Raw genomic sequence first — 23,513 nt, 5'->3', positions numbered from 1 at the left:
TAGGGTTGCTTCTCGTACTAGCCGATCAGGCAAGTACCGAGCAGCCTTTCCCCCCAGTATAATTCGAAGGAATCACCAGTAACCGCGGGTCCTACACCCGCAGGAGTTCCGGTGAAGATAAGATCATTTTTACCTAACCCATAACGGGCGGCAATAAAGTCAACGATTCTCTGAAGGGAGAAGATCATGTCCTTCACGTTGCCGCGCTGTACTTCCACACTATTTTTCAAAATCACAAAATCCGTGTTCTCCAGCTCCTCCTTCTCGGGAAAAGCAATATACGGGGTCAACGGAGCCGAATTCTTGAACCCCTTGGCTGCGGTCCAAGGCAGACCTTTCTGCTTCAGGTCACTCTGCACATCACGTAGCGTGAAGTCCAGTCCCAATGCCATCACATCCACCAGTTCCTCCACACTCATTCCCGGTACATAGTCACGCGCGATGCGCAGGACAAGCTCACCTTCAAAATGTACCTGTCCGGCATCCTTCGGAAGTTCGATGACAGCTCTATCAAGAGGAACTGCCGCATGAGAGGGCTTCAGGAAGATCAGCGGCTCAGCCGGGACCTTGTTGCCCAGTTCCTCTGCATGCAGCAGGTAATTACGTCCAACACAATACAGATTATTTATAGCCGCGCACATAGATAGTCAGCTCTCTTTCTCGTCGATTATAAAAGTTATTGTCTTTCAAGAAACGTATCGCCCCATAGATCAGGACGGTTCGTACAAATCATTATATCAGAATGCATGGCCGCCAAGCGACGCATGTCCCGTGCTTTATTCACTGTCCAGGCCATCACCTTGATGCCTTGCTCTGCCAGCAGACCGGCCATATGTGGATTCAGTCGTGAAAAGCGGATCGAAAGGAAAGAACATTGCAGCTCCTGCGTCCTTGCAGCCGGGTCACCCGACCTGGAATCATAGATCAGCCCTGTGCTGAAACGGGGGTCCAGCGCCTTGATCCTCTGCAGTGACCCATGATCAAATGAAGTCAGGACAACTTTATCCCGCATATTGCGGGCGTTGACCAGATCGATGACCGCCTGCTCAAGACCGGGGTACAAATCGTTGACGGTTTTAAGCTCAATATTGAGGTGTATCTTGCCTGATACCAGCGTCAGCACTTCATCGAGCGAAGGGACCTTCTCACCACGAAAAGCCCTTCCTTTCCAGCCGCCAGCATCCAGCCGCCGAATACTCTCCCAGGTCATCTCCCTCACCTTGCCGTGACCGTTGGTGGTCCGGTCCAGGGTATAATCATGAATGACCACTGGCACGCCGTCCCGTGAAAGCTGGACATCGATCTCCATCCAGCGCACAAAGGGAAGCTCAAGCGCCATACGAACGGCGGCCAGCGTATTCTCCGGTGCCTTGCCGGAAAATCCCCGGTGCGCCACACAAGGGTTCTTCATCATAAGGTATAAGGTCCCTCCTAGCCCGCTCACAGCCTGCCCATGGCTGCTCTCTATGCATCTATTCAGTTATACGCTTAATATTTATTTTCTCTTCTGAGTCACATTACCGTTAGCATCAATCCGCACAAGACCGGAAGACAAAGACTCGACCCGCTTCAAGAGAATTCCCCCAGCCACATCATTCATTGGAACAGGGCGGGCCAGCTCGGCGTCCATCGGTTTGAGTTTCATCGAGCATTGCCCTTTGATATTACACTCGGCTTGAAAAACCGCTGTCTCCCACGTCGTGGGAATGGAGCCTTTGGTAAAAATGAAATTCCCCGTACTATAGGCGATCCATTTGCCTTTGTAGGGCTCTATACCCTGCAGCACATGGGGATGCCCGCCAATGACGAGATCCGCCCCTGCATCTATAAAGCTCCGGCCCAGCGTCTGCTGAACACTGTCGTATTGATCCACCCGTTCCTTGCCCCAGTGCACAACTACAATCACCAGATCTGCCTTCTTCTTGGCTGCGGCAATCGCTTGAAGTCCCTCAGCACTATCATAAACGGAGGCGACACCCGGAGTGCTCGGCCCCGCCTTCCAATTCATGACTGGCATCACTCGGGTGAATCCGAGCAGCGCGATCTTGATTCCATTTCGTTCAAAATATTGCGCGCTATAAGCTTCGTTACTATTGAGGCCTGCACCGACATGTGGAATACCTCTCTTATCCAGGTGAGCCAGTGTGTCTTTAAGGCCCTCCTGTCCCTGATCCAAGGTATGGTTATTAGCCAGATTCACAGCATCAATGCCAGCTGCCTTCAAAGCATCCAGTGCCTCGGGCGCACCCTTGAACACAAATTGTTTATTCTGCGCGCCAACTCCCCGGGTCGTGATCGGCGTCTCAAGGTTCACCACAGTTAGATCATCTTTTTTGAACATGCCGCCAAGCGCGGAATACGAATAATCATAGCCTTTCTGCTTGAGCAGTTCACCCGCTTTTCCAGAGAAGATAACATCTCCGGCAAAGCTCAGCTTAACCGTGCGTTCCCCTGCCAGACCTTCAGGCAGTCCTGCGATAAAATTACCGTCTTTACCCTGCACATCTCCAGTCTTGCTGTCAGAGGGGCTCTTACTACCCGTCCCGTTCTTTCCTCCGGTGTCAGTGGGAGAGGTATTATCCGAACTGTTCCCTGCGGAATTCTGCTCTCCATTCGTACCTGGGTTATTCTTAGCACCTCCACCGTCTCCCGGGATGTTGCTTGGTATCGGGGTCTCCGTTGGTGCCACTGTTGCCGTTACCTTAGGTGTTGCCGTCGCTTCAGGTGTCGGCGTTACTTCGGGGGTTGGCGTTATTTCAGGTGTGACTGCCACTTCGTCTTCGTTGGTCGCCGAGGTGGGTGGGTCACTCTCCTGCTCCGCCTGGTCCGGGGAGGGCAAGTCGGTAGCCTGCGCCACTGGAGGCGGATAGGAAGATCTATAACCATTTTCGCTGGTAAAACCATAAGTCAATGCGGCGGTGATCATCAATAGTAAACTTACATTAATCCAAGCCCAAACGGTTCTGCGACGACGTCTGTTCGGTTTATCCTTGCGTCTGGCGCTTGATCGCGGCGAATACATGGGTACAATGGTTCTCCTTTGTGATTAAAATTGTTTCTATTATATCATATCACGGGCTTGTCCCCGCAAATGGTAGAATTGCTCCTCCAATTAAACGCCCGTTAATGTTCACCTCTGATTTTTAGATAGGGCCTTAATTAATGTTCAAAAAAACGGTGAGGCGTTAGAAGTACGCCTCACCGTTCCCAAATTCTATATAGGTTATACCAACAATTTACGAAGTTTGATTAACGACATTTTTGTACCTTAAACACCCTGCTACTAGGGGTTGATGGAAATTTAGAACAATAATGTACCTTGAATATTCCACAATAACCCACTAAGCGTTTTTTTGAAAATAAGATACAAAAATGCTGTTACTTGGGCAGGCAAACCAATCATTTCTTCAAAGCACCCGCAGCGGCTTCGGCTATAAGCTTAGCCTGCTTGATACAGTCCGGCATGCCAATACCATCATATCCTGCGCCGAACGCGTAAATCCCGGGTAACGTCTCGGCCATATCACTGCGGAGCCGGGCGATCGCAGCCGGATGGCCTACCGGGTACTGTGGCATGGAATGCCGTAGACGGGTGATTTCCGTAAACAGAGGTTTCGCGGTAATGCCCATGATCTCGCGCAGATCCTTGCGCACCAGTCCTTCCAAAGCATCATCGGGAAGCTCCACATTCTGTTCATCTCCGGAACGTCCTACGTAGCACCGCAGCAGAACCTTGTCATCAGGGCTGGTATGCAGCCATTTTGAAGAGGTCCAGGTGCAAGCCGTAATGTTACGACCTTCCTTGCGAGGGACAAGAAAGCCTGAGCCATCATACTCGCCGACGGTATCTTCCTTATTGAATGCCATGACCACATTTGCAACAGATACATAGTTTACGGCATCCAGTGCTGATACATCGACATGCGGACGCAGTAATTCTGCCGCAGCGAAATTTTGTGTCGTCACATATATATCATCCGCCTGCAGGCTCTCACCGTTATCCAGTACGATTTCATAACGGTGAGCCCGATCAGACCCCTTATGAACTTTAATGGAGGCCGCTGAAACTTCCGTGCGCTGCTCCACATCATGCAACTCATGAATCAGGCCATGTACCAGGCTTTGCAGCCCTTTGGTGAAGGTCAGGAACGCACTCTTCTTGGTTCCTGTATGTGTCTCGGCTGGTTTGCGCCCGGTAATCATCCCACGGATCAGACTGCCGTACTGACGTTCCACCTCACCGAACTGCGGGAACGTCGCCTGGAGACTGATTTTCCGCATATCTCCGGCATAGATTCCTGCCAGCAAAGGCTCGGTCATATTCTCCAGCACCTCTGTGCCAAGACGGCGCTCAATCAGTGAACCAAGCGATTCATCTTCCTTGCTACGCCGCGGCGGGAGCATAAAGTCCAGCATCGCCCGAGCCTTGCCGCCGAAAGATACGAGCCCGCTTTTCAGAAACGGTCCAATCTCTGTAGGAATACCGAGCACCAGACCCGCCGGCATTGGATGAAGCTTACCACGTTGCAAGATGTAGGTCTTCTTGGCATTGGGATTGGTGGTGACCAGTTCATGGTCAAGCTCCAGCTCCTTCGCCAGGTCGCTCATCGCCGTCTTGCGGGCCAGGAAGGAATCCGGGCCTTTCTCAATTACGAAGCCGTCGCGGTGCAGCGTTTCGATCTTGCCACCAAGTGTCTTGTCTTTCTCTATCACAGTAATGTCCGGGGTAATACCAGCTTCTTTATAGTATTTCCGCACGTAAAAAGCGGCGCTGAGGCCGCTCAGGCCTCCGCCGACAATTACGATCTTCCTGGGGGAGCCGGTCATGGCTGACTCACCTTCATTTGATCCACCTGGCTTCGCACAACATCGCTTAGCACAGACATATAAGCCGGATCGCTGTTCAGAGATTCAATACGCATCAGGCGCATATCCAGCTCAGCGGCAATTGCCGTGGCTTCGATATCAAGATCGTACAGCACCTCCAGATGATCGGAGACGAAGCCGATCGGTGCGGACAGCACATATTCCACCTGTTCCTTGCTGAGATCACGCAATGTGTCAAGGATATCCGGCCCCAGCCAAGGCTCGGCCGTGCGCCCTGCACTCTGCCATGTGAATTGCCATGAAGTTACACCTGCTTTGTCCGCGATAGCCTTCGATGTCTCCATCAACTGGTCACGGTACGGATCCCCCATGGACAGTATGCGTTCCGGCAAGCTATGAGCGCTGAACAGGACACGAATTTCGTCACGTGCCGCACCTGCTTCCACGTACTGATCCAGCTTGGCTGTTACTCTCCGGCTCAATACATCAATCAGTTCGGGATGCATATGGTAGCTCTCCACGAAGGACATGTTGATACCACTTTCCTTCGCTTTGGCCTCTGCCCGTTTGATATACGTGCCTACACTCATCACCGAGTAATGGGGTGCCAGCACAATGCCCACAGCTTGTGTAATCCCATCCTTCGTCATTGCTTCCACACCATCTTCAATATACGGGCGGGCATGCTTCAATCCTTGATAGCAGACGAATTCATAGTCCTGTTCACCCTTGTCCGCATTCAACTTCGCTTGAAGCGCCTCAACCTGACGATCTGTGTTCTCCCGCAGCGGAAAAACACCCCCTACAATCGCTTCGTAGCGATCCTTCAGCTCCTTGAGCTGCTCTGCTGACGGCACATTGCCGCGCCGAATATGCGTATAGTAGGCTTCAACATTATCTAGGCTTTCAGGAGTGCCGTACGACATGACCAGAACACCAATTTTTGTTGTCACGGATTCCATCCCCTTTAGTAAATTTTAGGTCCAGTTGCTCAGGAATGCTACTTCCCAGCTTCCGCCAATACACCCGCCGAATACTCGTGAATGTATTCCGTTAATTCCCTTAGCTTGTCCAGTGAAGCCTCAGGGAATAAGCCGTGGCCCAGGTTGAATACATATCCTGGCTCCAGCACGCCTTCATCAATTAGGTTTTTAGCCCGCTCCTTCAGCAGTTCCATTGGCGCCGTTAGTAGGTAAGGGTCAAGGTTACCCTGTACCGCGAACTTCCCGCCTAGTCGGCGTCGTCCTTCGGTCAGACTTACGCGCCAATCCAGGCCGATGACATCGGCTTGAAGTCCCTGAAGGCTCGGCAGCAATTCGCCTGAGCTCACGCCTGGAAAATAAATTTTCGGTACATCCAGATCGGACAGCTCGGCAAAAATGCGCTGGATCGTCGGCAGTACATAGATCTCGAAATCCCGAGGCGCCAAGGAGCCCACCCAACTGTCAAACAATTGGAACGCCTTGCCCCCGCTGCGGACATGACTGCGCAAATAAGCGATCACCATATCGCCCAGCTTGTTCATCAGCTTTTCCCATACTAGTGGCTCACTGTACATCAGTTCTTTTGTACGGATGTAATTCTTGGACGGTCTGCCTTCAATTAGATAACTAGCAATTGTGAAGGGAGCACCAGCAAACGTGATCAGCGGCACATCCAGTTCCTTCTCCAAAATAGAGATCGTTTCCAAAATGTGGCTCAAGTCGCCCTCAATGTCAATCGGCTTAAGCTTGTCCACATCCGCTGCGCTGCGGATCGGATTCTCGATCACTGGCCCGATGTTTTTGACAATGTCGAAGTTCACCCCGATAGAAGCCACAGGATTCATAATATCCGAATATAAAATCGCCGCGTCTACGCCCAGCTTCTGCACAGGCATCATAGTCACTTCTGCCGCCAGCTCCGGCTGTCTGCAGATTTCCAAGAGGGAGTATTTCTCCTTGATTTTACGGTAGTCAGGATCATACCGACCGGCCTGCCGCATGTACCAAACGGGAACGTGTTCCGTCTCCTGCTTCCTGCAGGCACGGATAAAAGTATCATTGTAGGTCATGATAAGATCTCCATAAGATTTAATAAAATCTAAAATTCACATATTAACTATTATGCCCTTTTTGCAGAGTTGTAACAACCGCCGCACCCGCTGCAGAATGACAATCCTATGACATTACTATGACAAGTGTTGCACCGAAGATGTCGAATTATGTGATATACTGATAGAATGTCAATTTTTCGTGAACTTTATATCTATGATTTCCCTGAAAGGAAGTGAAGCACTTTGAAGAATTGGGAGACTTGGAAAGTCAATCTCATGGTGCTTTGGTTTGGACAATTCCTGGTTAACGCCGGGATGACAATGATTACTCCATTTCTTACACTGTACCTTGCCAAGGATCTTGGCGTGCGGGGCGAGCATGATATCGGAATCTGGGCCGGCCTTATCTTTGCGGCCAATTTCCTGACCTCGTTTCTGTTCCAGCCCCTGTGGGGTAAGCTGGCCGACAAATACGGGCGCAAAATCATGCTGCTGCGCTCCAGCTTCGGGATGGCGATTGTCATCGTGCTGATGGGTTTTGCCCAGACCCCAATGCAGCTTCTGTTGCTGCGACTGTTGAACGGTACGATTTCCGGCTTCAATCCCGCCTCCATCGCGCTCGTCTCTGGCACAACGCCAAAGAACCGCATGGGCTTTGCTATGGGCCTCATGCAGTCTGGTTCGGTGGCAGGTACTATTCTGGGGCCGCTGATCGGCGGATTGCTCGCCGACTGGATTGGATTCCGCCCGATTTTCTATGTCGTAGGCGCATTGCTCTTTATTGCTTCCTTGCTCGCGCTCTTTCTTGTTAAAGAAAAGTTCGACCGACAGGAAGCTGCGCATGTACCGCAGATTTCGGTGCTGGCCGGCTTGAAGGAGCTTACAAAGGTCCCACAATTACCAGCTTTGTTCGGTATTACCTTCCTGCTGCAATTTGCCATGATCAGTCCCATGACACTGTTGCCGTTGTATGTAGAGAAGCTCCATGGCTCTGCTGTGAATATCGCCTTCTGGGCCGGGATGGTCAGTGCCGTCACAGGTGTATCCAATATGCTGGCATCACCCGTTCTCGGCAAGCTAAGCGACAAAGTCGGGGCGCACCGCATCCTGACCTACGCACTAATCGGAGCAGCTGTATTCCTGATTCCGCAAGCTTTTGTAACCTCTGTCTGGCAGCTGATCATCGTCCGCTTCCTGATGGGTGTGTTCATGGGTGGCTTGCTGCCCAGCGTCAATGCTCTGATCCGTGCCTATACACCGGACGGCAAGGAAAGCCGGGCGTTTGGCTTCAACAGCAGTACCCTGGCTCTCGGCAATATGCTCGGCGCCATGATTGGCGGCTTCCTCGCTGGTTATATCGGCATCGAAGGGCTATTCATTATTTCCGGCAGCCTGCTGCTGGTTAATATGTTGTGGGTACGTCTAAGACTGTTCAAGACTACTCCACCTCGGCTGTTCCGCTAGCACCTCGTTGGGTTGCTTAACTACTTGACGACTGCCAAGGCCAGCCCGTCGTATGCTGGCAGCAAGGTGCTGGTCAGACGCTCATCGCTGGCGATCATTTCATTGAAGCGACGCATGGCTAGCACAGCCGGTCCATTCTTCTCCGTATTCAAAGTGCGTCCGCGCAGAAAAATATTATCTCCGGCAATAATCGCTCCCGGCTTCGCCAGCCGGATGGCGTATTCCAGATAGTTCGGATAGTTCTCCTTGTCGGCATCAATGAAAAAGAAATCGAAGCTGGCGCCCTCTGCTTCCAACTGCTTAAGGCTGTCAAGTGCCGGGCCTACTCTGTACTCTACAGTCTCGGCCCCAAAGCCGGCCTGCTCCAGATGACCACGCGCCAGTTCCGCGTATTCGGGCTTCAATTCTAGCGAGGTCAGCTTGCCGCCGGGCGCCAGCCCGCGGGACAGGCAAATGCCGCTGTAACCGCCAAGTGCGCCGATCTCGAGAATCCGCGACGACCGGGAGAGGCTGACGAGCATGCCGAGCAGCCGTCCATAACCCGGAGCAATGGAAACCTCCGGCATTCCGGCGGCAACGATAGCTGTTTTGACATCTAGCAGCAATTGATCTTCTGTATATAGCTGTTCACTGTATTCTTCCTGATTAAGCATGTATAATCTCCTTTGATCGACCTGCCGATCTCCATAAAAGAGCGCGGTAGGTGCATTAATTATTTTTTACGGAATGACGGTCATTGTGAACTGCCGCGCATTCCCCTATACTTGATTGTACTGGCTTTATGTATTTATCTACAAGTTAAATGGAGTTGAGACCTTTTTGAGTAAATTACAATTAATCGCTACGGCACCAATGGGCCTGGAGGCCGTTGTGGCGCGCGAACTGAACCAACTGGGCTATGAGACCACCATCGAGAATGGACGAGTTCTGTTCAGCGGGGATTACATCGACATCTGCCGCTGCAATTTGTGGCTTCGTACCTCCGACCGTGTTCTGGTCAAAATGGGTCAGTTCCCGGCGTCCACCTTCGATGAGCTATTCGAAGGCGTCAAGGCACTGCCTTGGGCCGACTGGATTCCCGAGCACGGTGAATTCCCTGTGGAAGGCCGTTCCCATAAATCACAGCTGACGAGTGTCCCTGCTTGCCAAGGTATCGTCAAGAAGGCGATTGTCGAGAAGATGAAGCTGTCTTACGAGACTGACTGGTTCCCGGAGAACGGACCTCGTTATGTCATTGAAGTGATTCTGTTGAATGATATCGCCTTAATCACGCTGGATACGACAGGACCGGCGCTACATAAGCGCGGCTATCGTAAACATTCTACCGAAGCCCCGATCAAGGAAACGATGGCGGCGGCTCTGCTACAGCTCAGTCGCTGGAACGGCAGCCGTCCGCTATACGATCCATGCTGCGGTTCCGGTACCATTCTGATTGAAGCCGCGATGATCGCCTGGAACATCGCCCCTGGTCTACGCCGCTCCTTCCCTTCCGAGCATTGGCCAGTCATTCCGAAGGCACTCTGGGAGGAAGCACGCGAGGAAGCCTTCGACGCTGTGCGTGATGACTACCCACTACAGCTATTCGGCAGCGATATTGATCCTGAAGCCATTGAAATTGCCGAAGCTGCTGCCAAGAGCGCCGGACTGTCCGGTGAGATTACCTTTACCGTTCAGGCTGCCGCCAAGGTCAGACCAGAGGGTGAATACGGCTGTATTATCACCAATCCGCCGTACGGGGAACGTATCAGCAGCGACAAGGAAGTAGAGAAGCTGACCCGCCAATTCGGCGAGATGATGATCTATCTGCCAACCTGGTCCTTCTTCGCCATCAGCCCTTACAAAGAATTCGAGCAGTATTACGGCCGCAAAGCCGATAAACGCCGCAAGCTCTATAACGGCCGCATCGAGTGTCAATATTATCAATATCTAGGTCCACTGCCGCCGCGCAAGCCGCAGTAATTAAGCAGCTACGGACATTCTCCCGCCAGGGAGGGTGTCCTTTTTAATTGTACTGCTCATTGCTTTGCATTCTCCGCACTGCAACAAAACAGCCTTAAAGGCGTGTGCATCACACGTATTAAGGCTGTTTGTTTATGCTGGTTTATCTTGAATCTAGAAAAAAAGCTTATCTGGGTTCGTACCGATCCGCTCGCCGGCATCCAACCCGCTAATCGCGTTCAAATCTTCCCGAGATAATTCAAAATCGAAGATCTCACTATTTTCCTTTATTCTGGAAACCGTGACCGACTTGGGAATAATGATGATTTCATTCTGTAGGCCCCAGCGCAAAATTACCTGTGGCACTGTTTTCCCATGTCTTGCTGCAATCTCTGCAAGCAGCTCATTGTCCTGAAGTCTGCCTTTCATGAGTGGCGCCCAGGCTTCGATCTGTATCCCATGTAGCTTGCAGAAATCATGCAGTTCCTTTTGTAAGAAACGAGGATGCAGTTCCACCTGGTTAACAGCAGGCACAATAGAGCTCTCTTTCATCAATTCCTGCAGATGGTGAATCTGAAAATTGCTCACTCCGATAGCCCGTACCCGGCCTTCCTCGTAGAGCCGTTCCAGCGCCCGCCATGTATCCTTGTATTTATCCTGACCAGGCCAGTGGACGAGATAGAGATCAATGACTTCCAGTCCCAGCTTACGACTGCTCAAATCAAAAGCTTTCAGTGTAGTATCATATCCCTGATCGGTGTTCCATACCTTTGTCGTAACGAATAGGCTGTCGCGCGATACGCCGCTTGACGCAATGGCTCCTCCGACTTCTTCCTCATTCCCATAGATCGCTGCAGTATCAATGCTTCGATAGCCTAGCTCCAGCGCTGCCGCCACCGACTTGGCAACCGCATCTCCCTCAGCTTTGTAAGTGCCCAGTCCAAACCAGGGCATCGCTATCCCATTGTTCAATATCGTTGTATCGGTAATATGCTTCATGCCGATCTTCACCTCACTGTTATATTTTCACAAAAACCGCCCCTGCAAAATGCAGCGGCGGCCAGATGTGCGGCATATTATTATTGCTGGGCAACGGGCCGCTTGACGAAAGATTCTACTTTCTTCAGCACTTCATCCTCTGTGGGAGCGCTAATATAGCGTCCGTTAATAAAGACAAATGCCCGTTTGCCACAAGGTCCACAGTAGGACTTGCAGCCAATCTTTATCTCGGCGTCTGGTGCCATTTTCTGCAGCTTCGGCACAATGCTCTTGAGACTGGTGAAATTGCATTTATCGCATACTCGTATATCGTTAGCCATGGAGCAACCCTTCTTTATGTCCGAAAATCCGGGGCGAATTCTTAGTGATCGCCATGATTTCCTTTAGACGGATTAGTGATGACAAAGCCTTCTTCCGGGAAGTACAGATAGTCAATCTTAACGCCGTCAAGCAGCGGCTGGCCCGCTTCCAGAACTACGTCGATTTCCTTGTCTGTAGAAACTACAACATCATTCTCTTTAGGCGTGTCCAAATCCAGACCGTAGTGTGCATGGTCGCCATGGGCATGCGTAATCGCAACGCGCAGCTTCAGTTCGCTGTTGCCTTCAAGTTCCATCTGCTTCTTTATGACTTTAGCCGCATTGCGGGTAATTTTGACGTTCATCTGCAATCCATCTCCCAGCATCTATAGTTTAAATACTCAATAATCTATTTTAAAGGAACTAAGCTGCTAAAAGCAACCATATTGACAAAATAGACACGTCTTCCGGATGCTGAAATCATCTGAACACTCATCTTCTGTTGCGTAGCTCAGGATATTTGCGATCCATTCTAGATACGAACCAGCCTGCCAGCAACATCGTTACCCCGATATCATCGATAGGCACAAATGGCATAACATCTGGTAGCACCCAATACAACAGGACCGGAATCGTAAATAACAGCTTGTCCCCCAAGGTGACCTGAGATGATACAATGTATCGCCAGGAAGCACGGAAAATCTGGTACCATATCTTAAGCGAAAACCATCTTCTCCATTTCATCAGATGCCCTCCCGTTATCCAAATCCCATATAAAAAGGATACAGCCGCAGGTAGTTTGAACAGCGGCCATACCCTATAGCATATATTACTCAATATTGCTGAAAATGTTTCAGAATGACTTCACATCTGATAAAATGCTGCCCAGAATCAGCCCGGTCTCCAGGGCCATATCCTCAAAATCGCCGAGCGGCAGCGGATTCTTGCCGATGCCCAGTTCCACCGTAAAGCCCGGCCGGCGGAATCGCTGGATGAACCAGTCCTTGTAGCCAGCATCGCTGCCTGTCAGATGCACGGCCCGATAGCCGCTGGCTGCAGCCAGCTTAGCTGCCAGGGCCTTACTTTCCGGTGGCTCATAGCCCCGGTAGTTCCAGTAGATCTCCGCCCCCTGGCTGTGCAGTGATACCGCCGCATGTCCCGGCACCTCCTCTGCCACTGCTGCCAGCGCCGCAGCTTCAGGCTCACTGAGCGGGGCGCTCCCACCATAGTCACGTGGCGCCGGGCCCACGGTGCCCCGACGCTGCGCCTCCTCTTCCCAGTGAGCCGGGAACTGGTCGCCCAGGTCCACTCCCCGGATGTTGGCCTTCCAGTGGCGGAAGCTGCGCCGTCCGCCATTCCATTCCATCAGCTGATCATAATAGGGATGACCTGGCATGACTCCCTCTTGAACCAATTCTACCCCATCCGGATTTGCCAGAGGAACCACCCATATCGTCCAATCTTTGAACCACTGGGCGGGAGAGTGGCCATTCCACTGCCTACCTTCCGCATAAGCGGCCGCATATTCCTCCAGAAACGCCATCAGGCAGGGTGTGGTCAGCCATTCATTGGCATGCAGTGCCGCATTAACATGCAACTGGCGCGGCCCTTCTCCCAACCGGAGCAGCTGTAACGGCTTGCCCAGCACACTGTTACCGATCGTTTCCTGTACGATGAAAGGATAACGCTCCACCAGTCGGTCGATATCGACCTTTACCTCGGCCGGGCCATATTCTCCGCGTAGATAGACAATGCGCTGCGGCTCCGGTGGAGGAATCACTAGCACCTTGCCGGGAATACAACAGCGTCCAGACAGGAAGCCGGGATTCAGTTGCTCCAGCGCCTCCGGACTGACTCCGAACAAAGCCGATATTTTCTGCTCATGATCCTCTTCCTGTACCGCATATCTTCTGCGGGGCGCGGAGGGGAGGAACAGAATCTGTCCGGGATACAGGTACGGCTGTCTGGATGCCCATGGGTTACCTTGAATGACATGCTTCGGCGTTAGTCCATGCATGGCGGCAATTCGGCTTACGGTATCTCCCCTGCGTGCAATGTATTGCTGCATATGCCTCATCCTCTCGGCATGATTTGCCGTTGCCCGCTGATAGACGTTCACCCGGGCGTGACCCGGATAGCAGCGGGACACAGCCCTCTGCTCTATTGTATGCAGCTCCAGCTGTCCCACATGAGGACACTGGGAAACTTCGTGCAGCCGCTTTAGATACATGGTATGAAAAAAACGGGCATCGCCCAAGAAGGCGATACCCGTTTTTAGTTGTCGACCGATTCAGGAATCCTGAAGGTTGTCCTTGTTCCAAGCTGCGGCAAACATAACTACAGCGTGGACACCTGCCATACGACGGGTGTTCGCTTGATCTGCTCTCCAAGCCAGTCACGGGCGATTTTCTGAAACATCTCTGCATCCCCGCTGCAAAAAAATTGGTGAATAGGACTCTCGTCTCCGCTGGCCAGCTTGCCTTTGTCATATAAAATGGTGCTTACTTCCCGGGCCGTCTCGTCCGCTGAGCTGATCAGCTTGACGCCTGCTCCCATCGTTTTTCCGATAGGTTCCACTAAAAAAGGATAATGAGTGCAGCCTAGAATCAAAGTATCAATATTGCTGTGCCTGATGCCTTCCAATGCCTGGCCTACAACTTCCTGACTTTCATCCGAACGGAACATTCCCTGCTCCACAAGCGGGACAAGAGTCGGACATGCCTGACTGACTACCTGGACATACGGAGACAACTGCTGCAACGCAGCTGTATACGCTCCGCTTCCGATCGTTCCAACGGTACCGATTACACCGACCTGACCGCTCTTGGTGACACTGATCGCTGCCCGGGCACCCGGGTGAATAACACCGATCACTGGAATGTTAACTTTGGCCGAGATATAATCAAGTGCCGCCGCCGTGGCCGTGTTGCAGGCGATGACGATCATTTTAGGATTGAACTGAATCAAATAATCTACGATTTGCTCGGTGAACAACTTCACTTGCTCGGTCGAACGGGGTCCGTACGGGGCTCTGGCAGTGTCTCCGAAATAAATGATTTTCTCCCTTGGGAGCTGTCTCATCACTTCCTTGGCAACCGTCAATCCTCCCACACCTGAATCCAATATTGCAATAGCTTGCTGCACGAACACACCGCTTCCTTCTACTTGTTTTGTGTAGCTTATGTAAGGCGAAAACAAAAGGTACCTATCTGTTACCCCAATTGCAGATATTACTCCATTTCAGGCCGTAGTTCAAGGCAGTTTGTTAAAGCTGATGAGCATTCCTGCATTCTTATGTCATAGAAAAGCCGCTCTCCGCCCCCTGCGGAAACCGGCTCTACTCAATGATATCACCCTTATGATTTCAGATCATTTACGGGTAAAGAAGTTCTTTATTTACACCGTCTCATTGCTCCCGGTTTCATTGGTAACGGCAGACTCACTGCCGTCGTTGGAGATAGCTTCAACCTCCGCAACAACACTTTCAGTCTCTGCAGCTACGGCAACTTCATCGACTACAACAGCCGTGATCACAGCCTCTTCAACTTCTACTGCTTCTACTGCTTCTACTGCTTCTACTGCTTCTACTGCTTCTACTGCTTCTACTGCTTCTACTGCTTCTACTGCTTCTACTGCTTCTTCAGTAATTATTGCGTCTACAGCATCTACAATACCGGCCGCCTCCGCAGTTTCTTCAGTATCCTGAGCAACAGTAATACTTTCGCTAACTGCAGGCTTCTCCTGTTCATCGGCTTCGGTATATTGTTTACTCCATTCCCGCACCTCGTGTACCACATTACCTACTGCATCTTTGGCTTTTCCGTACAGTTCTGTACTTTTATCACCTACCTGTGCAGCCAGTTCTTTGCTCTTCTCCAATGTAGCCGATGCGCCGTCGGCAATATCCTTCCGCAGCTCTTTCCCAGGCTTAGGAGCAAAGAGCAGAGCGGTTACCGAACCGATGACGCTTCCCGCAACAATACCCCACAACAAGTTTTTCGAATCTTTTTTCATCTTGTAATCTCTCCTTCTACTTTAAGATGTACTCCGGTTCCGAACAAGACATATCCAGGCTATTTGCGCTTGTTCCAGGCTGTCCAGAGGGTCAGCCCGGCATCCAGGGCGCGCAGAGCATGATCCATTCCAGGCTCATTACGCTCCCTGGCTCGCTCCAGCGCATGATTCACAGAAGCTGCTGTCTTGCGGCTCAGCGTCTTCAATTGTCCTCCAGCCTCGCTCAAGGATTCTCCAACGCAAGCCAGCCCCGACGCAAGCGGCTCCATTTCCCTTAGTCTTGCTTCGGCGGTCTCCGCTGCGGCCGCCGTCCGCTGCAGAGTCTCTGCAGTATCGGCGGCAAGCGAGGTACCGACCTGCCCCAGGCGGGTCACCATCTCACTCAGCGCAGCCAAGGTCTTCATGACAGATACGGTCAACAGCAAGGTAGCAGTGACCAGAACACTCATCCCGGTCACCAAGACCGCAGCCAGCCAGCCGTCCATGGCTTCTCCTCCTCCCCGCCCTACCGGGCAAGTGCCTATTTCTGCTTTATCATAAGCAGAGGGAGTTCGTCCTGTGACTGACTGGCGCAACTTTTTTTACAATACCTGTCTTGACTACCTTGACGCCATCCAACAGCGATAGCAGCGACGACCTAGACATATACTTCCGAGGTTGGCTGTTCCCTCATTATTTCAACACGTTGGCCCCCAGTTCCTGATCCAAATACTGGTGAACCTCTGCTGCAAATCGTTCAAGCGCCCCAGGTAGCTCTTGCGTTAACGGGTGCAGTACACTGCGATCCCATACGAAATAGTCCTGAACCAACGGTTTACGCAGCCCGACCAACTGAATCAGCGTATCAAACAACCCGTCTTCACTGAAGACCTTCTCCTCGTGGATAATGGAAATAATATCTTCATAGCTTCCTGCGTCGCGCATGATGAATCCGTCAATCAGGCAGCTTCCAACATCCGTGACGACCTCGATGGCCAGGTGAAGACAGCGCTCCTGTACAAGACCAATCAATGTTCCTCCGTCCCAGGAATCCGCGGCCGTCCGCAGGCCGAAATTTATATCGGGAATCTGCCCCAGAATAGTTTCGATTTGTTGTCGGTTGACATAATACACAGCAAGCCCTCCAAATCGGTTATAGTTACAGAATCAAACAGAAACGGCTTTACCGTCCTCTAAAGGACGGTATCCGTTTCAGCGAGAAATAATTTAAAAGAAAAACTCCTTTCGGAGTCTTTCCAAAGACCTTACGCCCAAGTATTCTACTTGCTTCGCCGGCCGCGGCGCTTCAGCCAGAAGAACATAATAAAGCAGGCCGCAAGAAATACAACCAGATAAGTTAACGCTTCCATCGGATATTCCAGCTCACGCATGCCTTCACCGCTTTCCGGTATATTGTAGTATACGTTACACTCACAGACCCGGTAATCTTACAGCTCGTAATCTACAGCTATGGACAGTTCTTTAACTTCATTGATATGGGCAATAACCTCTTTGTGCGCCGGATGAACTTGATAAGCCTGCAAATCCTCCAGAGAAGCCACAGTGGTTACAAGAGCCAAATCAAAGGAACGTTCTGAATGAATGATATCGGTGCCGACCTCAATTGAAAGCAGCTGTGGGATCTTTCCTTCCATGTTCCGCAGTACGACCGCCGTTGCCTCCACACTTTCTGCCGACCGGTCTTTCAATTTAAAAAACACAATATGCTTTATCATTCTATTCGCTCCCTGTCTCTATTAATTGTTCGTTGAATATTAAAAATATATCATAAGACCCGTAGTTCCGAAAGCAATGAGGTCACGAAAAAGAGTGTTCAAGTCAAAAAGTTCCATGACCTCATTTCATCTAGACGAAACCATATTTGAAATGTTAAAGTCATAGAAGGCCAAAAAAGCTCCCCAGAAACTGAGTCACTGTGGTTCACCCCATAAGCAGTATTAAGTGGAGCAATAGCAATGCATGGCCTATTAAACAGCTAGACTTATATCATTCAATCAATTGCATTTTACTACTCTTATAGCCTCCGACATCGTGGTATTTCAAGGTAATTAAAGCGTTTCGGAGCTATCTTAAACATCGGAGGAAGTATGCCTAATAATCAACCAGACTCTCATAATATCCAGGCGTGGTCTCTGATCAACCGCAAATATCTTGGACAAGGCGTTCGAGTGAAAAGATTCCGTCGTCCACAGCGCAGCCAGATTCGCAACCGGGTCCTGCTCGCCATCCTGATGGCTAAAGACATAAAGTTGTCACGTCTTGCCGAAGAACTCCCTGTTTCCTCGCGCAGCGTCAGCGCCTGGGTGTACGAAGGCCGTATTCCTTCCCGGAAAAACTTAGAGAAGGTCTGTCGTCTTCTTGGATATCCACCTCATGTCTTGTTCAATGAAGCTCTGCTGCGGCAAAGTCCGATTCTCTGCCAGCCAACACCTTCCCGGTACATGAAACGAACGTCGTCTCACTCCCCCTCCAGCAACACGATTCTGACCGGGCTGTGCATGGTCTATGATCTTTCCGTCACAGATGTCAGCATCTGGATCGGTGTCCATCCCGGAACGTTCCGCAAATGGCTGCATTTCAGTCATCTGCCCAGCCCGGCCCTGCAGGAGAAGGCGGAAGCATTCTTCCGAATTCCCCGAAATATTTTATTCGCCGATTGTGAACCGGAATAAGCAGCCAGATTACATAGGCGAGGACAACGATCAACACAGGACCTTTCTTGTCATGCCCTGCATGAACAATGAAAGGTTTTTTTGCCGCTCCCTCTTTATTTTGGATACATTAGGGCAATGCTAAGACAAAGGCTACTTGCTCTAACTCGAAAAAAGAATCAGGAGGCGCACTATGAATTTTAGCGGTATGCTAGCTTCCGGGCACACGGAGCTTTGGGAAGTAGCTCCCGGGGTTGTTGGACTCCGTACATTATTTGTGAATATTGCTTTTATAGAACTGAAGTCAGCGGACTGGATGCTGGTGGACACAGGCCTCGGCATGTATGCCGGGAGTGTCCACAATACCGCCATGGAACGCTTCGGCAGGCCTCCTCGTGCCATTATTTTGACGCATGGGCATTTCGATCATGTCGGGGGCCTCAAGGAGCTGCTCGAAAGATGGGATGTCCCGGTTTATGCACATCACCTAGAGCTTCCATATCTGACGGGAAAAGAGGACTACCCCCCTGCTGATCCCGCCGTCGGGGGTGGCCTGATGTCCATGGCGGCACCGCTGTATCCTTACCGCGGCATTGACCTTGGAACCCGGGTGGTTCCACTGCCGGTGGATGGCAGCATTCCCGGTGCTAACGAATGGAGATGGGTACACAGTCCCGGCCATAGTCCGGGACATATCTCCCTGTTCCGGGATAAGGACAAGGTCCTGATTGCCGGGGATGCTTTTCTAACCGTCAAGCAGGAATCTGCCTTTCACGTGATCAAGCAGGACCAGGAGGTCCACGGTCCCCCTGCTTATTTCACCACAGACTGGGAAGAGGCCGAGAAATCGGTCCGTCAGCTGGGTCTACTGGACCCACAGATCGTGCTGAGTGGACATGGAGCGCCCATGTATGGCAAGGAGCTCTCCTCCCAAATCGCTCACCTGTGCCGTTTCTTCAAAGAACTGGCCGTGCCAGGGCAAGGTAAGTACGTATAGTTGAATGACAAATAACAGGGCAGGATCTGACCGCTATGTAGGTGGCCGATCGCTGCCCTGCTTTTATTTTCTTAGAAGGATATCAGGTTCGCTATGTTCGTGCTTGGATATGCTCATGCGCAGGTTCGCGCTTAGGTTCGTGCGTAGGTTCGTGCAATAGTGTATCCTTAGGTTCTTGCGGGGAACGTTTCTTGCGCATAGCTGGCAGCGGACGGGAGGATACGGGCAGAATGCAAATTTCCACTGGACAGCCTTCGGCAACGCGGATGAACGTATCGGTATAGCTCAAGCTGGAACGCCTCCTAAATATGACAGGTAAACACGTTTCTTCTATTATATAATTCACGCTTTCTCCAAGCCATAACAAAAAAGGCGTACTCCCTTTTGGGAGCCGCCATTTTTGATAAAATAAGCCTAACTGCCGTGGCATCAACTGAAATTACCAGCTTGATTTGGTGATGCCGGGGATTTGCCCCTTCAAAGCCAGTTCACGGAAGACAATCCGGGAAATTTTGAATTTGCTCAAATAACCCCGCGGTCTGCCGGACACCTCACATCTGTTCTTGAGGCGGGTGGCAGAGGAATCGCGCGGCAGCTTTTGCAGGGCCAGATAGTCACCTTTGGCCTTCAGCTCTCTTCGTTTCTCCGCGTATTTAGCCACCATTTCCTGTCTCTTCAACTCTTTAACCACTTTCGATTTTTTTGCCATGTAATGCTCACCCTTTCAATGATTGTATGCCTTCCTTATTCGTTCAGCGCTGTTTTTAGTGCTTCGAGGTTCTGGCGCATGATGCCCAGATAATCAAGATTATTGCTGCGGTCCTCTTCAGTCAGGCCTTCAATCGGATTCAGCACCGCAGTCTTGGCTCCAATTTCTTTAGCAATGGTATCTGCTACACTGGAGGAAACTAAGGTTTCAAAAAAGATCGTCTTCACGTTATGCGTTTTGGCAAATTTCACGATTTCGGCCATTTTTGCTGCAGAAGGCTCCTCTTCCGGGGACAGTCCAGCAATCGGCACCTGGGTTAGACCGTATTCCTTGGCAAGATAACCGAAGGCCGCATGCTGAGTGATGAAGTCCTTGCGCTTGACTTCTTTGGTAGCTTCCCTGAACTCCTGATCCAAGGCTTCCAGCTTGGAAATGTAGGCATCGGCATTGGCTTTAAATGCTTCCGCGTGCTCTGGGGCAGCAGCCGCCAGCGCGGATTCAATGTTCCGCACCTCTTTGACCGCTAAGGCCGGGGCAAGCCAGACGTGAGGATCTAGCCCGCCATGATCATGATGATGATCTTCGCCTTCTCCATGACCATGGTCATGTTCCTCCCCTTCTCCATGGTCATGACCATGCTCATCCTCCCCATGCTCATGTTCTTCCTCTTCAGTTCCCTCCATAATATCAAGGCCCTTGCTGGCCTCGACGGAGACCAGCTTGCTGCCTGAGGCACTGTCCAGCACTTGATCGACCCAGCTCTCCATGCCGGCTCCGTTATAGACAAGCACATCAGCCTTGGTGATTCGGGCCATATCCTGTGCCGTTGGCTCCCAATCATGCGGCTCGATCCCTGGCGGGATGAGGGCTTCCACATCTGCGAGGTCGCCAGTAATATTTTTCGTAAACTCATACATCGGATAGAAGCTAACCTTAATGTCCAGCTTATGGGCCGCTGTCGCTGTAGGGGCTTCAGCAGTAGCTGCGGCAGATGTATTAGCAGAGGCTCCTGCGTTAGTTGATGTATTGTTGTTACCACAACCAGCGGCAATCAGTATGGAGGACAGGGACAGAACAGCTAAGTGACGGATATTTAATTTCATAATGAAGGTAGACTCCTTTTCTTGAACAGAGATTGTTATGAACTATGAATGCTTCTTGCGATTCCGGCGTCGGATCAGCTTCTGTATAGCAATGGCAATTAGAAGAAAGACCAGTAAAATCAAAGCTATCGTACCGCCGGGCGGAGTATTGATGTAATAGGAAGTCGTCAGGCCGCTGAAAACACCGACCAGTCCTGTGCCAATCGCGATTAGAACCGCAGCGGTGAACCCGGAGGCAATTCGCAGAGCAATGGAAGCCGGAAGCACAATCAACGCGGAGACCAGCAGAACGCCAACCACCGGCATCGCTGCAGCAACAGTCATTCCAGTCAGCACAGCGAAGGAAAAGGACAACAATCCGACATGCACGCCGCCAATGGCCGCAGTCTCTTCATCAAAGGTCAGGTTATAGAGCGGCCTGCGCAGCACGATGAAGAATACAAGACCCACAGCCGCCACCACCGCAATAATCCGCAGCTGAGTGTCGCTAACGGCCACGATGGACCCGAAGAGGTAAGAGCTAAAGCTCTTGCTCAGATTCTGTTTCAGGCTCATCAGTACAACTGCCAGCGCCAGACCCGAGGTCATAATAATGGCCACCGGAAGCTCGCTGTATGTACGGTATGAACGACGGAGCTGCTCGATGACAAGGCCGCCAATGACAGCCACGGCAAATCCGCTGAGCGCCGGATTGAGATGCAGCACCGAGCCGAGAGCAACTCCCGCGAGGGAGACATGTGACAATGTGTCCGCCATCAGCACTTGACGACGAAGCATCAGGTAAACACCGAGCAGCGGGCCAATGATGCCTATCAGGCCTCCGGCCCAAAATGCGCGCTGCATGAATTCGTAACCAAGCATTTCCAGCCCTCATTCTCCTTTCGTTCCAAGCTGATGACAGTGTCCAGATAAGGGCTTGTCTCTTCCAGGCCGTGCGTAACCATGATTACGGTCCGTCCATGCTTGCTGACATAATGGCGCATGAGCTGATACAGACCCGTGCGACTCTCCAGGTCCATACCGGTAGCTGGTTCATCTAGCACCAGAACTTGTGGTTCCTGAGCCAGCGCGCGGGCAATACAGATTCGCTGCTTTTGCCCACCAGACAGCTCGCCGATCCTGCGGTTCCGATACTCCCACATGTCTACCTGTTCCAGACTGCGCTTCACAATGTCTTCCTGCTCAGCGGTGAATCGCCGGAACAGACCCAGCCTTGGATAGCAGCCGGAGCGGACCAGTTCGATCACCTTGCTCGGAAACCCCGCATTGAAGGATGCTACTTGCTGGGGAACATAGCCGATAGTCAAGCTCCCGTTCCCAGCCCATTCTTTATTCAGCGTAACCGTACCGCTCCACGGACGAAGCAAACCAAGCATTAGTTTAAGCAGCGTCGTCTTGGCCGCACCATTCGGCCCGGTAATCCCAATGAACTCTCCACTATGGATATCCAGCGAAATATGATCTATCACAGGTTCATTCCCATAGCCGAACACAACATTCTGCATAGATGACAAAATCATGGTAAGACAACTTCCCCTCTGAATCGCTTCTACGATCAAAAAAATCGAATCTTAATAATCGTAATATTTTTTATAATCGTAATTATTACGTTTAACTTTTATGATATTATCGTAATAATTACGATTTGTAAACCATTATAATAAAATTAATCGTAAAAACAACGATTAATCTTTCCCCTTTTCGGGAGGTTCTGGCTATATAGAACGTTTTAAAAAGACACGTTGTAGAAAGCGAGGATTAACGCAATTAAGTTGATATTTTAGGGGACAATGGCTTTTCGAAATGTAATTAAGGGCATTTTTGCACCCTAATTTTCCGCAACCAAAGGTAGAAAAGCCAATTAGAGGCATTTTTGTACCTTAAATCTCTCAAAATCAGCCTTTCAGGGTGATTTTTCCAAAAATAAGGTGCAAAAATGCCCTTATTTCCTTCATTTACCTATATTTTAGGAAATTAAGGTGCAAAAATGCTCTTAGTTTGGGGAGTCGAGTTATTTCTAATTCTGATGAAGACGGGTACTGGATTTGGTTGGTTCATGGATTGCTGGATTGCTGAGGTTACTGGGGGTACTGAGGGTACTGAGGGTACTGAGGCTACTGGGGTACTGGGCTTACTAGGTTACTGAGGTTACTGGGCTTGCTCGGCTTGCTGAGGCTTACTGGGGTTACTGGGACTACTGAGGCTACTGGGGCACTGGGCTTACTAGGTTACTGAGGTTACTGGAGTTACTGGGCTTGCTGGGCTTGCTGGGCTTGCTGGGCTTGCTGGGCTTACTGGGCTTACTGGCCTTACTGGGCTTGCTGAGGTTACTGGGCTTGCTGGGCTTGCTGGGCTTGCTGGGCTTGCTGGGCTTGCTCGGGCGCTGGGCTGTTGGGGTTGTTGGGGTTACTGGGTTACTCGGGTTACTGGGGGTACTGGGGTTGCTAGGTTTAGAATATTTACGACTTTAAGCTTAA

At 51.0% G+C, this 23,513-nt stretch carries 27 protein-coding genes; 5 read left to right on the top strand and 22 right to left on the bottom strand.

Annotated features, from left to right (window positions below):
• Positions 1 to 17: 17 nt before the first annotated feature.
• The 6 genes from ACFORK_RS14175 to hemE all read right to left on the bottom strand — a co-directional run bounded on the left by ACFORK_RS14175 (position 18) and on the right by hemE (position 6,880).
• Positions 18 to 641: a fumarylacetoacetate hydrolase family protein gene (locus ACFORK_RS14175; RefSeq protein ID WP_379199895.1), complete on the bottom strand. Its 624-nt coding sequence runs from the start codon at positions 639 to 641 to the stop codon at positions 18 to 20.
• Between the two features lie 35 nt (positions 642 to 676).
• Positions 677 to 1,411: a glycerophosphodiester phosphodiesterase gene (locus ACFORK_RS14170; RefSeq protein WP_379200004.1), complete on the bottom strand. Its 735-nt coding sequence runs from the start codon at positions 1,409 to 1,411 to the stop codon at positions 677 to 679.
• An 84-nt stretch (positions 1,412 to 1,495) separates the two neighbouring features.
• The gene (locus ACFORK_RS14165) at positions 1,496 to 3,022 is read right to left on the bottom strand and encodes a CapA family protein (protein WP_379199893.1); all 1,527 of its coding nucleotides are present in this window, start codon (positions 3,020 to 3,022) and stop codon (positions 1,496 to 1,498) included.
• Positions 3,023 to 3,399: 377 nt separating this feature from the next.
• Positions 3,400 to 4,827, bottom strand: coding sequence for a protoporphyrinogen oxidase (gene hemG / locus ACFORK_RS14160; RefSeq protein WP_379199890.1), 1,428 nt, complete (start codon positions 4,825 to 4,827; stop codon positions 3,400 to 3,402).
• Positions 4,824 to 5,780 carry a ferrochelatase gene (gene hemH, locus ACFORK_RS14155; protein ID WP_379199888.1) on the bottom strand — a complete coding sequence of 319 codons (957 nt, stop codon included), beginning with the start codon at positions 5,778 to 5,780 and terminating at the stop codon, positions 4,824 to 4,826. Before hemH ends, hemG begins: the two co-directional genes overlap by 4 nt.
• A 47-nt stretch (positions 5,781 to 5,827) precedes the next feature.
• Complete coding sequence (hemE, locus tag ACFORK_RS14150) at positions 5,828 to 6,880, bottom strand: uroporphyrinogen decarboxylase (RefSeq protein ID WP_379199886.1); 1,053 nt, start codon at positions 6,878 to 6,880, stop codon at positions 5,828 to 5,830.
• A gap of 225 nt (positions 6,881 to 7,105) precedes the next feature.
• Between hemE and ACFORK_RS14145 the strand changes: the two genes are divergently transcribed.
• Entirely contained in the window at positions 7,106 to 8,326 is a 1,221-nt protein-coding gene (locus ACFORK_RS14145) for an MFS transporter (protein WP_379199884.1), read from the top strand.
• A 20-nt stretch (positions 8,327 to 8,346) separates the two neighbouring features.
• Here ACFORK_RS14145 and ACFORK_RS14140 read toward each other — a convergent pair whose 3' ends face one another.
• The gene (locus ACFORK_RS14140) at positions 8,347 to 8,979 is read right to left on the bottom strand and encodes an O-methyltransferase (RefSeq protein ID WP_379199882.1); all 633 of its coding nucleotides are present in this window, start codon (positions 8,977 to 8,979) and stop codon (positions 8,347 to 8,349) included.
• A gap of 166 nt (positions 8,980 to 9,145) precedes the next feature.
• On the opposite strand from ACFORK_RS14140, the gene ACFORK_RS14135 reads away from it, so the two are divergent.
• Positions 9,146 to 10,285: a THUMP domain-containing class I SAM-dependent RNA methyltransferase gene (locus ACFORK_RS14135; protein ID WP_379199880.1), complete on the top strand. Its 1,140-nt coding sequence runs from the start codon at positions 9,146 to 9,148 to the stop codon at positions 10,283 to 10,285.
• A 153-nt stretch (positions 10,286 to 10,438) separates the two neighbouring features.
• On the opposite strand, the gene ACFORK_RS14130 is transcribed toward ACFORK_RS14135, so the two are convergent.
• The 10 genes from ACFORK_RS14130 to ACFORK_RS14085 form a co-directional block, all read right to left on the bottom strand.
• Positions 10,439 to 11,263, bottom strand: a complete 825-nt coding sequence (locus ACFORK_RS14130) for an aldo/keto reductase (protein ID WP_379199878.1) — start codon at positions 11,261 to 11,263, stop codon at positions 10,439 to 10,441.
• Between the two features lie 80 nt (positions 11,264 to 11,343).
• Positions 11,344 to 11,583, bottom strand: coding sequence for a YuzB family protein (locus ACFORK_RS14125; RefSeq protein WP_066371926.1), 240 nt, complete (start codon positions 11,581 to 11,583; stop codon positions 11,344 to 11,346).
• Between the two features lie 41 nt (positions 11,584 to 11,624).
• Positions 11,625 to 11,927 carry a HesB/IscA family protein gene (locus ACFORK_RS14120; RefSeq protein WP_379199876.1) on the bottom strand — a complete coding sequence of 101 codons (303 nt, stop codon included), beginning with the start codon at positions 11,925 to 11,927 and terminating at the stop codon, positions 11,625 to 11,627.
• Positions 11,928 to 12,054: 127 nt separating this feature from the next.
• Positions 12,055 to 12,306 (bottom strand): hypothetical protein, encoded by a 252-nt coding sequence (locus ACFORK_RS14115; protein ID WP_379199874.1) that lies wholly within the window; start codon positions 12,304 to 12,306, stop codon positions 12,055 to 12,057.
• A gap of 109 nt (positions 12,307 to 12,415) precedes the next feature.
• On the bottom strand, positions 12,416 to 13,630 hold the full coding sequence (locus tag ACFORK_RS14110; RefSeq protein WP_379200002.1) for a M14 family zinc carboxypeptidase: 1,215 nt from the start codon (positions 13,628 to 13,630) through the stop codon (positions 12,416 to 12,418).
• Positions 13,631 to 13,899: 269 nt separating this feature from the next.
• On the bottom strand, positions 13,900 to 14,706 hold the full coding sequence (gene racE / locus ACFORK_RS14105; RefSeq protein ID WP_379199872.1) for a glutamate racemase: 807 nt from the start codon (positions 14,704 to 14,706) through the stop codon (positions 13,900 to 13,902).
• A 252-nt stretch (positions 14,707 to 14,958) separates the two neighbouring features.
• A complete protein-coding gene (locus ACFORK_RS14100) occupies positions 14,959 to 15,576 on the bottom strand; it encodes a YtxH domain-containing protein (protein WP_379199870.1) in 618 nt (205 codons plus the stop codon).
• Positions 15,577 to 15,635: 59 nt separating this feature from the next.
• Positions 15,636 to 16,061 carry a hypothetical protein gene (locus ACFORK_RS14095; protein ID WP_379199868.1) on the bottom strand — a complete coding sequence of 142 codons (426 nt, stop codon included), beginning with the start codon at positions 16,059 to 16,061 and terminating at the stop codon, positions 15,636 to 15,638.
• A gap of 187 nt (positions 16,062 to 16,248) precedes the next feature.
• Complete coding sequence (locus ACFORK_RS14090; RefSeq protein ID WP_379199866.1) at positions 16,249 to 16,689, bottom strand: DUF86 domain-containing protein; 441 nt, start codon at positions 16,687 to 16,689, stop codon at positions 16,249 to 16,251.
• Between the two features lie 314 nt (positions 16,690 to 17,003).
• On the bottom strand, positions 17,004 to 17,291 hold the full coding sequence (locus ACFORK_RS14085; RefSeq protein WP_066371957.1) for a Dabb family protein: 288 nt from the start codon (positions 17,289 to 17,291) through the stop codon (positions 17,004 to 17,006).
• A gap of 372 nt (positions 17,292 to 17,663) precedes the next feature.
• Here ACFORK_RS14085 and ACFORK_RS14080 point away from each other — a divergent pair, with 372 nt between their 5' ends.
• Positions 17,664 to 18,248: a helix-turn-helix domain-containing protein gene (locus ACFORK_RS14080; protein ID WP_379199863.1), complete on the top strand. Its 585-nt coding sequence runs from the start codon at positions 17,664 to 17,666 to the stop codon at positions 18,246 to 18,248.
• Positions 18,249 to 18,420: 172 nt separating this feature from the next.
• Positions 18,421 to 19,224 (top strand): MBL fold metallo-hydrolase, encoded by an 804-nt coding sequence (locus ACFORK_RS14075; protein WP_379199861.1) that lies wholly within the window; start codon positions 18,421 to 18,423, stop codon positions 19,222 to 19,224.
• Between the two features lie 91 nt (positions 19,225 to 19,315).
• Here the strand turns inward: ACFORK_RS14075 and ACFORK_RS14070 are convergent, their stop codons facing one another.
• From ACFORK_RS14070 to ACFORK_RS14050, 5 genes are all read right to left on the bottom strand, one after another.
• Positions 19,316 to 19,513, bottom strand: coding sequence for a hypothetical protein (locus ACFORK_RS14070; RefSeq protein WP_379199859.1), 198 nt, complete (start codon positions 19,511 to 19,513; stop codon positions 19,316 to 19,318).
• 150 nt (positions 19,514 to 19,663) lie between these two features.
• Complete coding sequence (gene rpsN / locus ACFORK_RS14065; protein WP_379199857.1) at positions 19,664 to 19,933, bottom strand: 30S ribosomal protein S14; 270 nt, start codon at positions 19,931 to 19,933, stop codon at positions 19,664 to 19,666.
• 35 nt (positions 19,934 to 19,968) lie between these two features.
• Positions 19,969 to 21,036: a metal ABC transporter substrate-binding protein gene (locus tag ACFORK_RS14060; protein ID WP_379199855.1), complete on the bottom strand. Its 1,068-nt coding sequence runs from the start codon at positions 21,034 to 21,036 to the stop codon at positions 19,969 to 19,971.
• Positions 21,037 to 21,078: 42 nt separating this feature from the next.
• The gene (locus tag ACFORK_RS14055) at positions 21,079 to 21,903 is read right to left on the bottom strand and encodes a metal ABC transporter permease (RefSeq protein WP_379200000.1); all 825 of its coding nucleotides are present in this window, start codon (positions 21,901 to 21,903) and stop codon (positions 21,079 to 21,081) included.
• Complete coding sequence (locus ACFORK_RS14050) at positions 21,849 to 22,556, bottom strand: metal ABC transporter ATP-binding protein (protein WP_379199853.1); 708 nt, start codon at positions 22,554 to 22,556, stop codon at positions 21,849 to 21,851. Before ACFORK_RS14050 ends, ACFORK_RS14055 begins: the two co-directional genes overlap by 55 nt.
• A 735-nt stretch (positions 22,557 to 23,291) precedes the next feature.
• Between ACFORK_RS14050 and ACFORK_RS14045 the strand changes: the two genes are divergently transcribed.
• The gene (locus tag ACFORK_RS14045) at positions 23,292 to 23,507 is read left to right on the top strand and encodes a hypothetical protein (protein WP_379199851.1); all 216 of its coding nucleotides are present in this window, start codon (positions 23,292 to 23,294) and stop codon (positions 23,505 to 23,507) included.
• Positions 23,508 to 23,513: the final 6 nt, after the last annotated feature.

It is taken from the genome of Paenibacillus sp. GCM10012306 (genome assembly GCF_042649265.1).
In the GTDB taxonomy this organism is placed as follows: domain Bacteria; phylum Bacillota; class Bacilli; order Paenibacillales; family Paenibacillaceae; genus Paenibacillus_AQ.
This window is presented reverse-complemented; position numbering and strand designations above follow the sequence as displayed.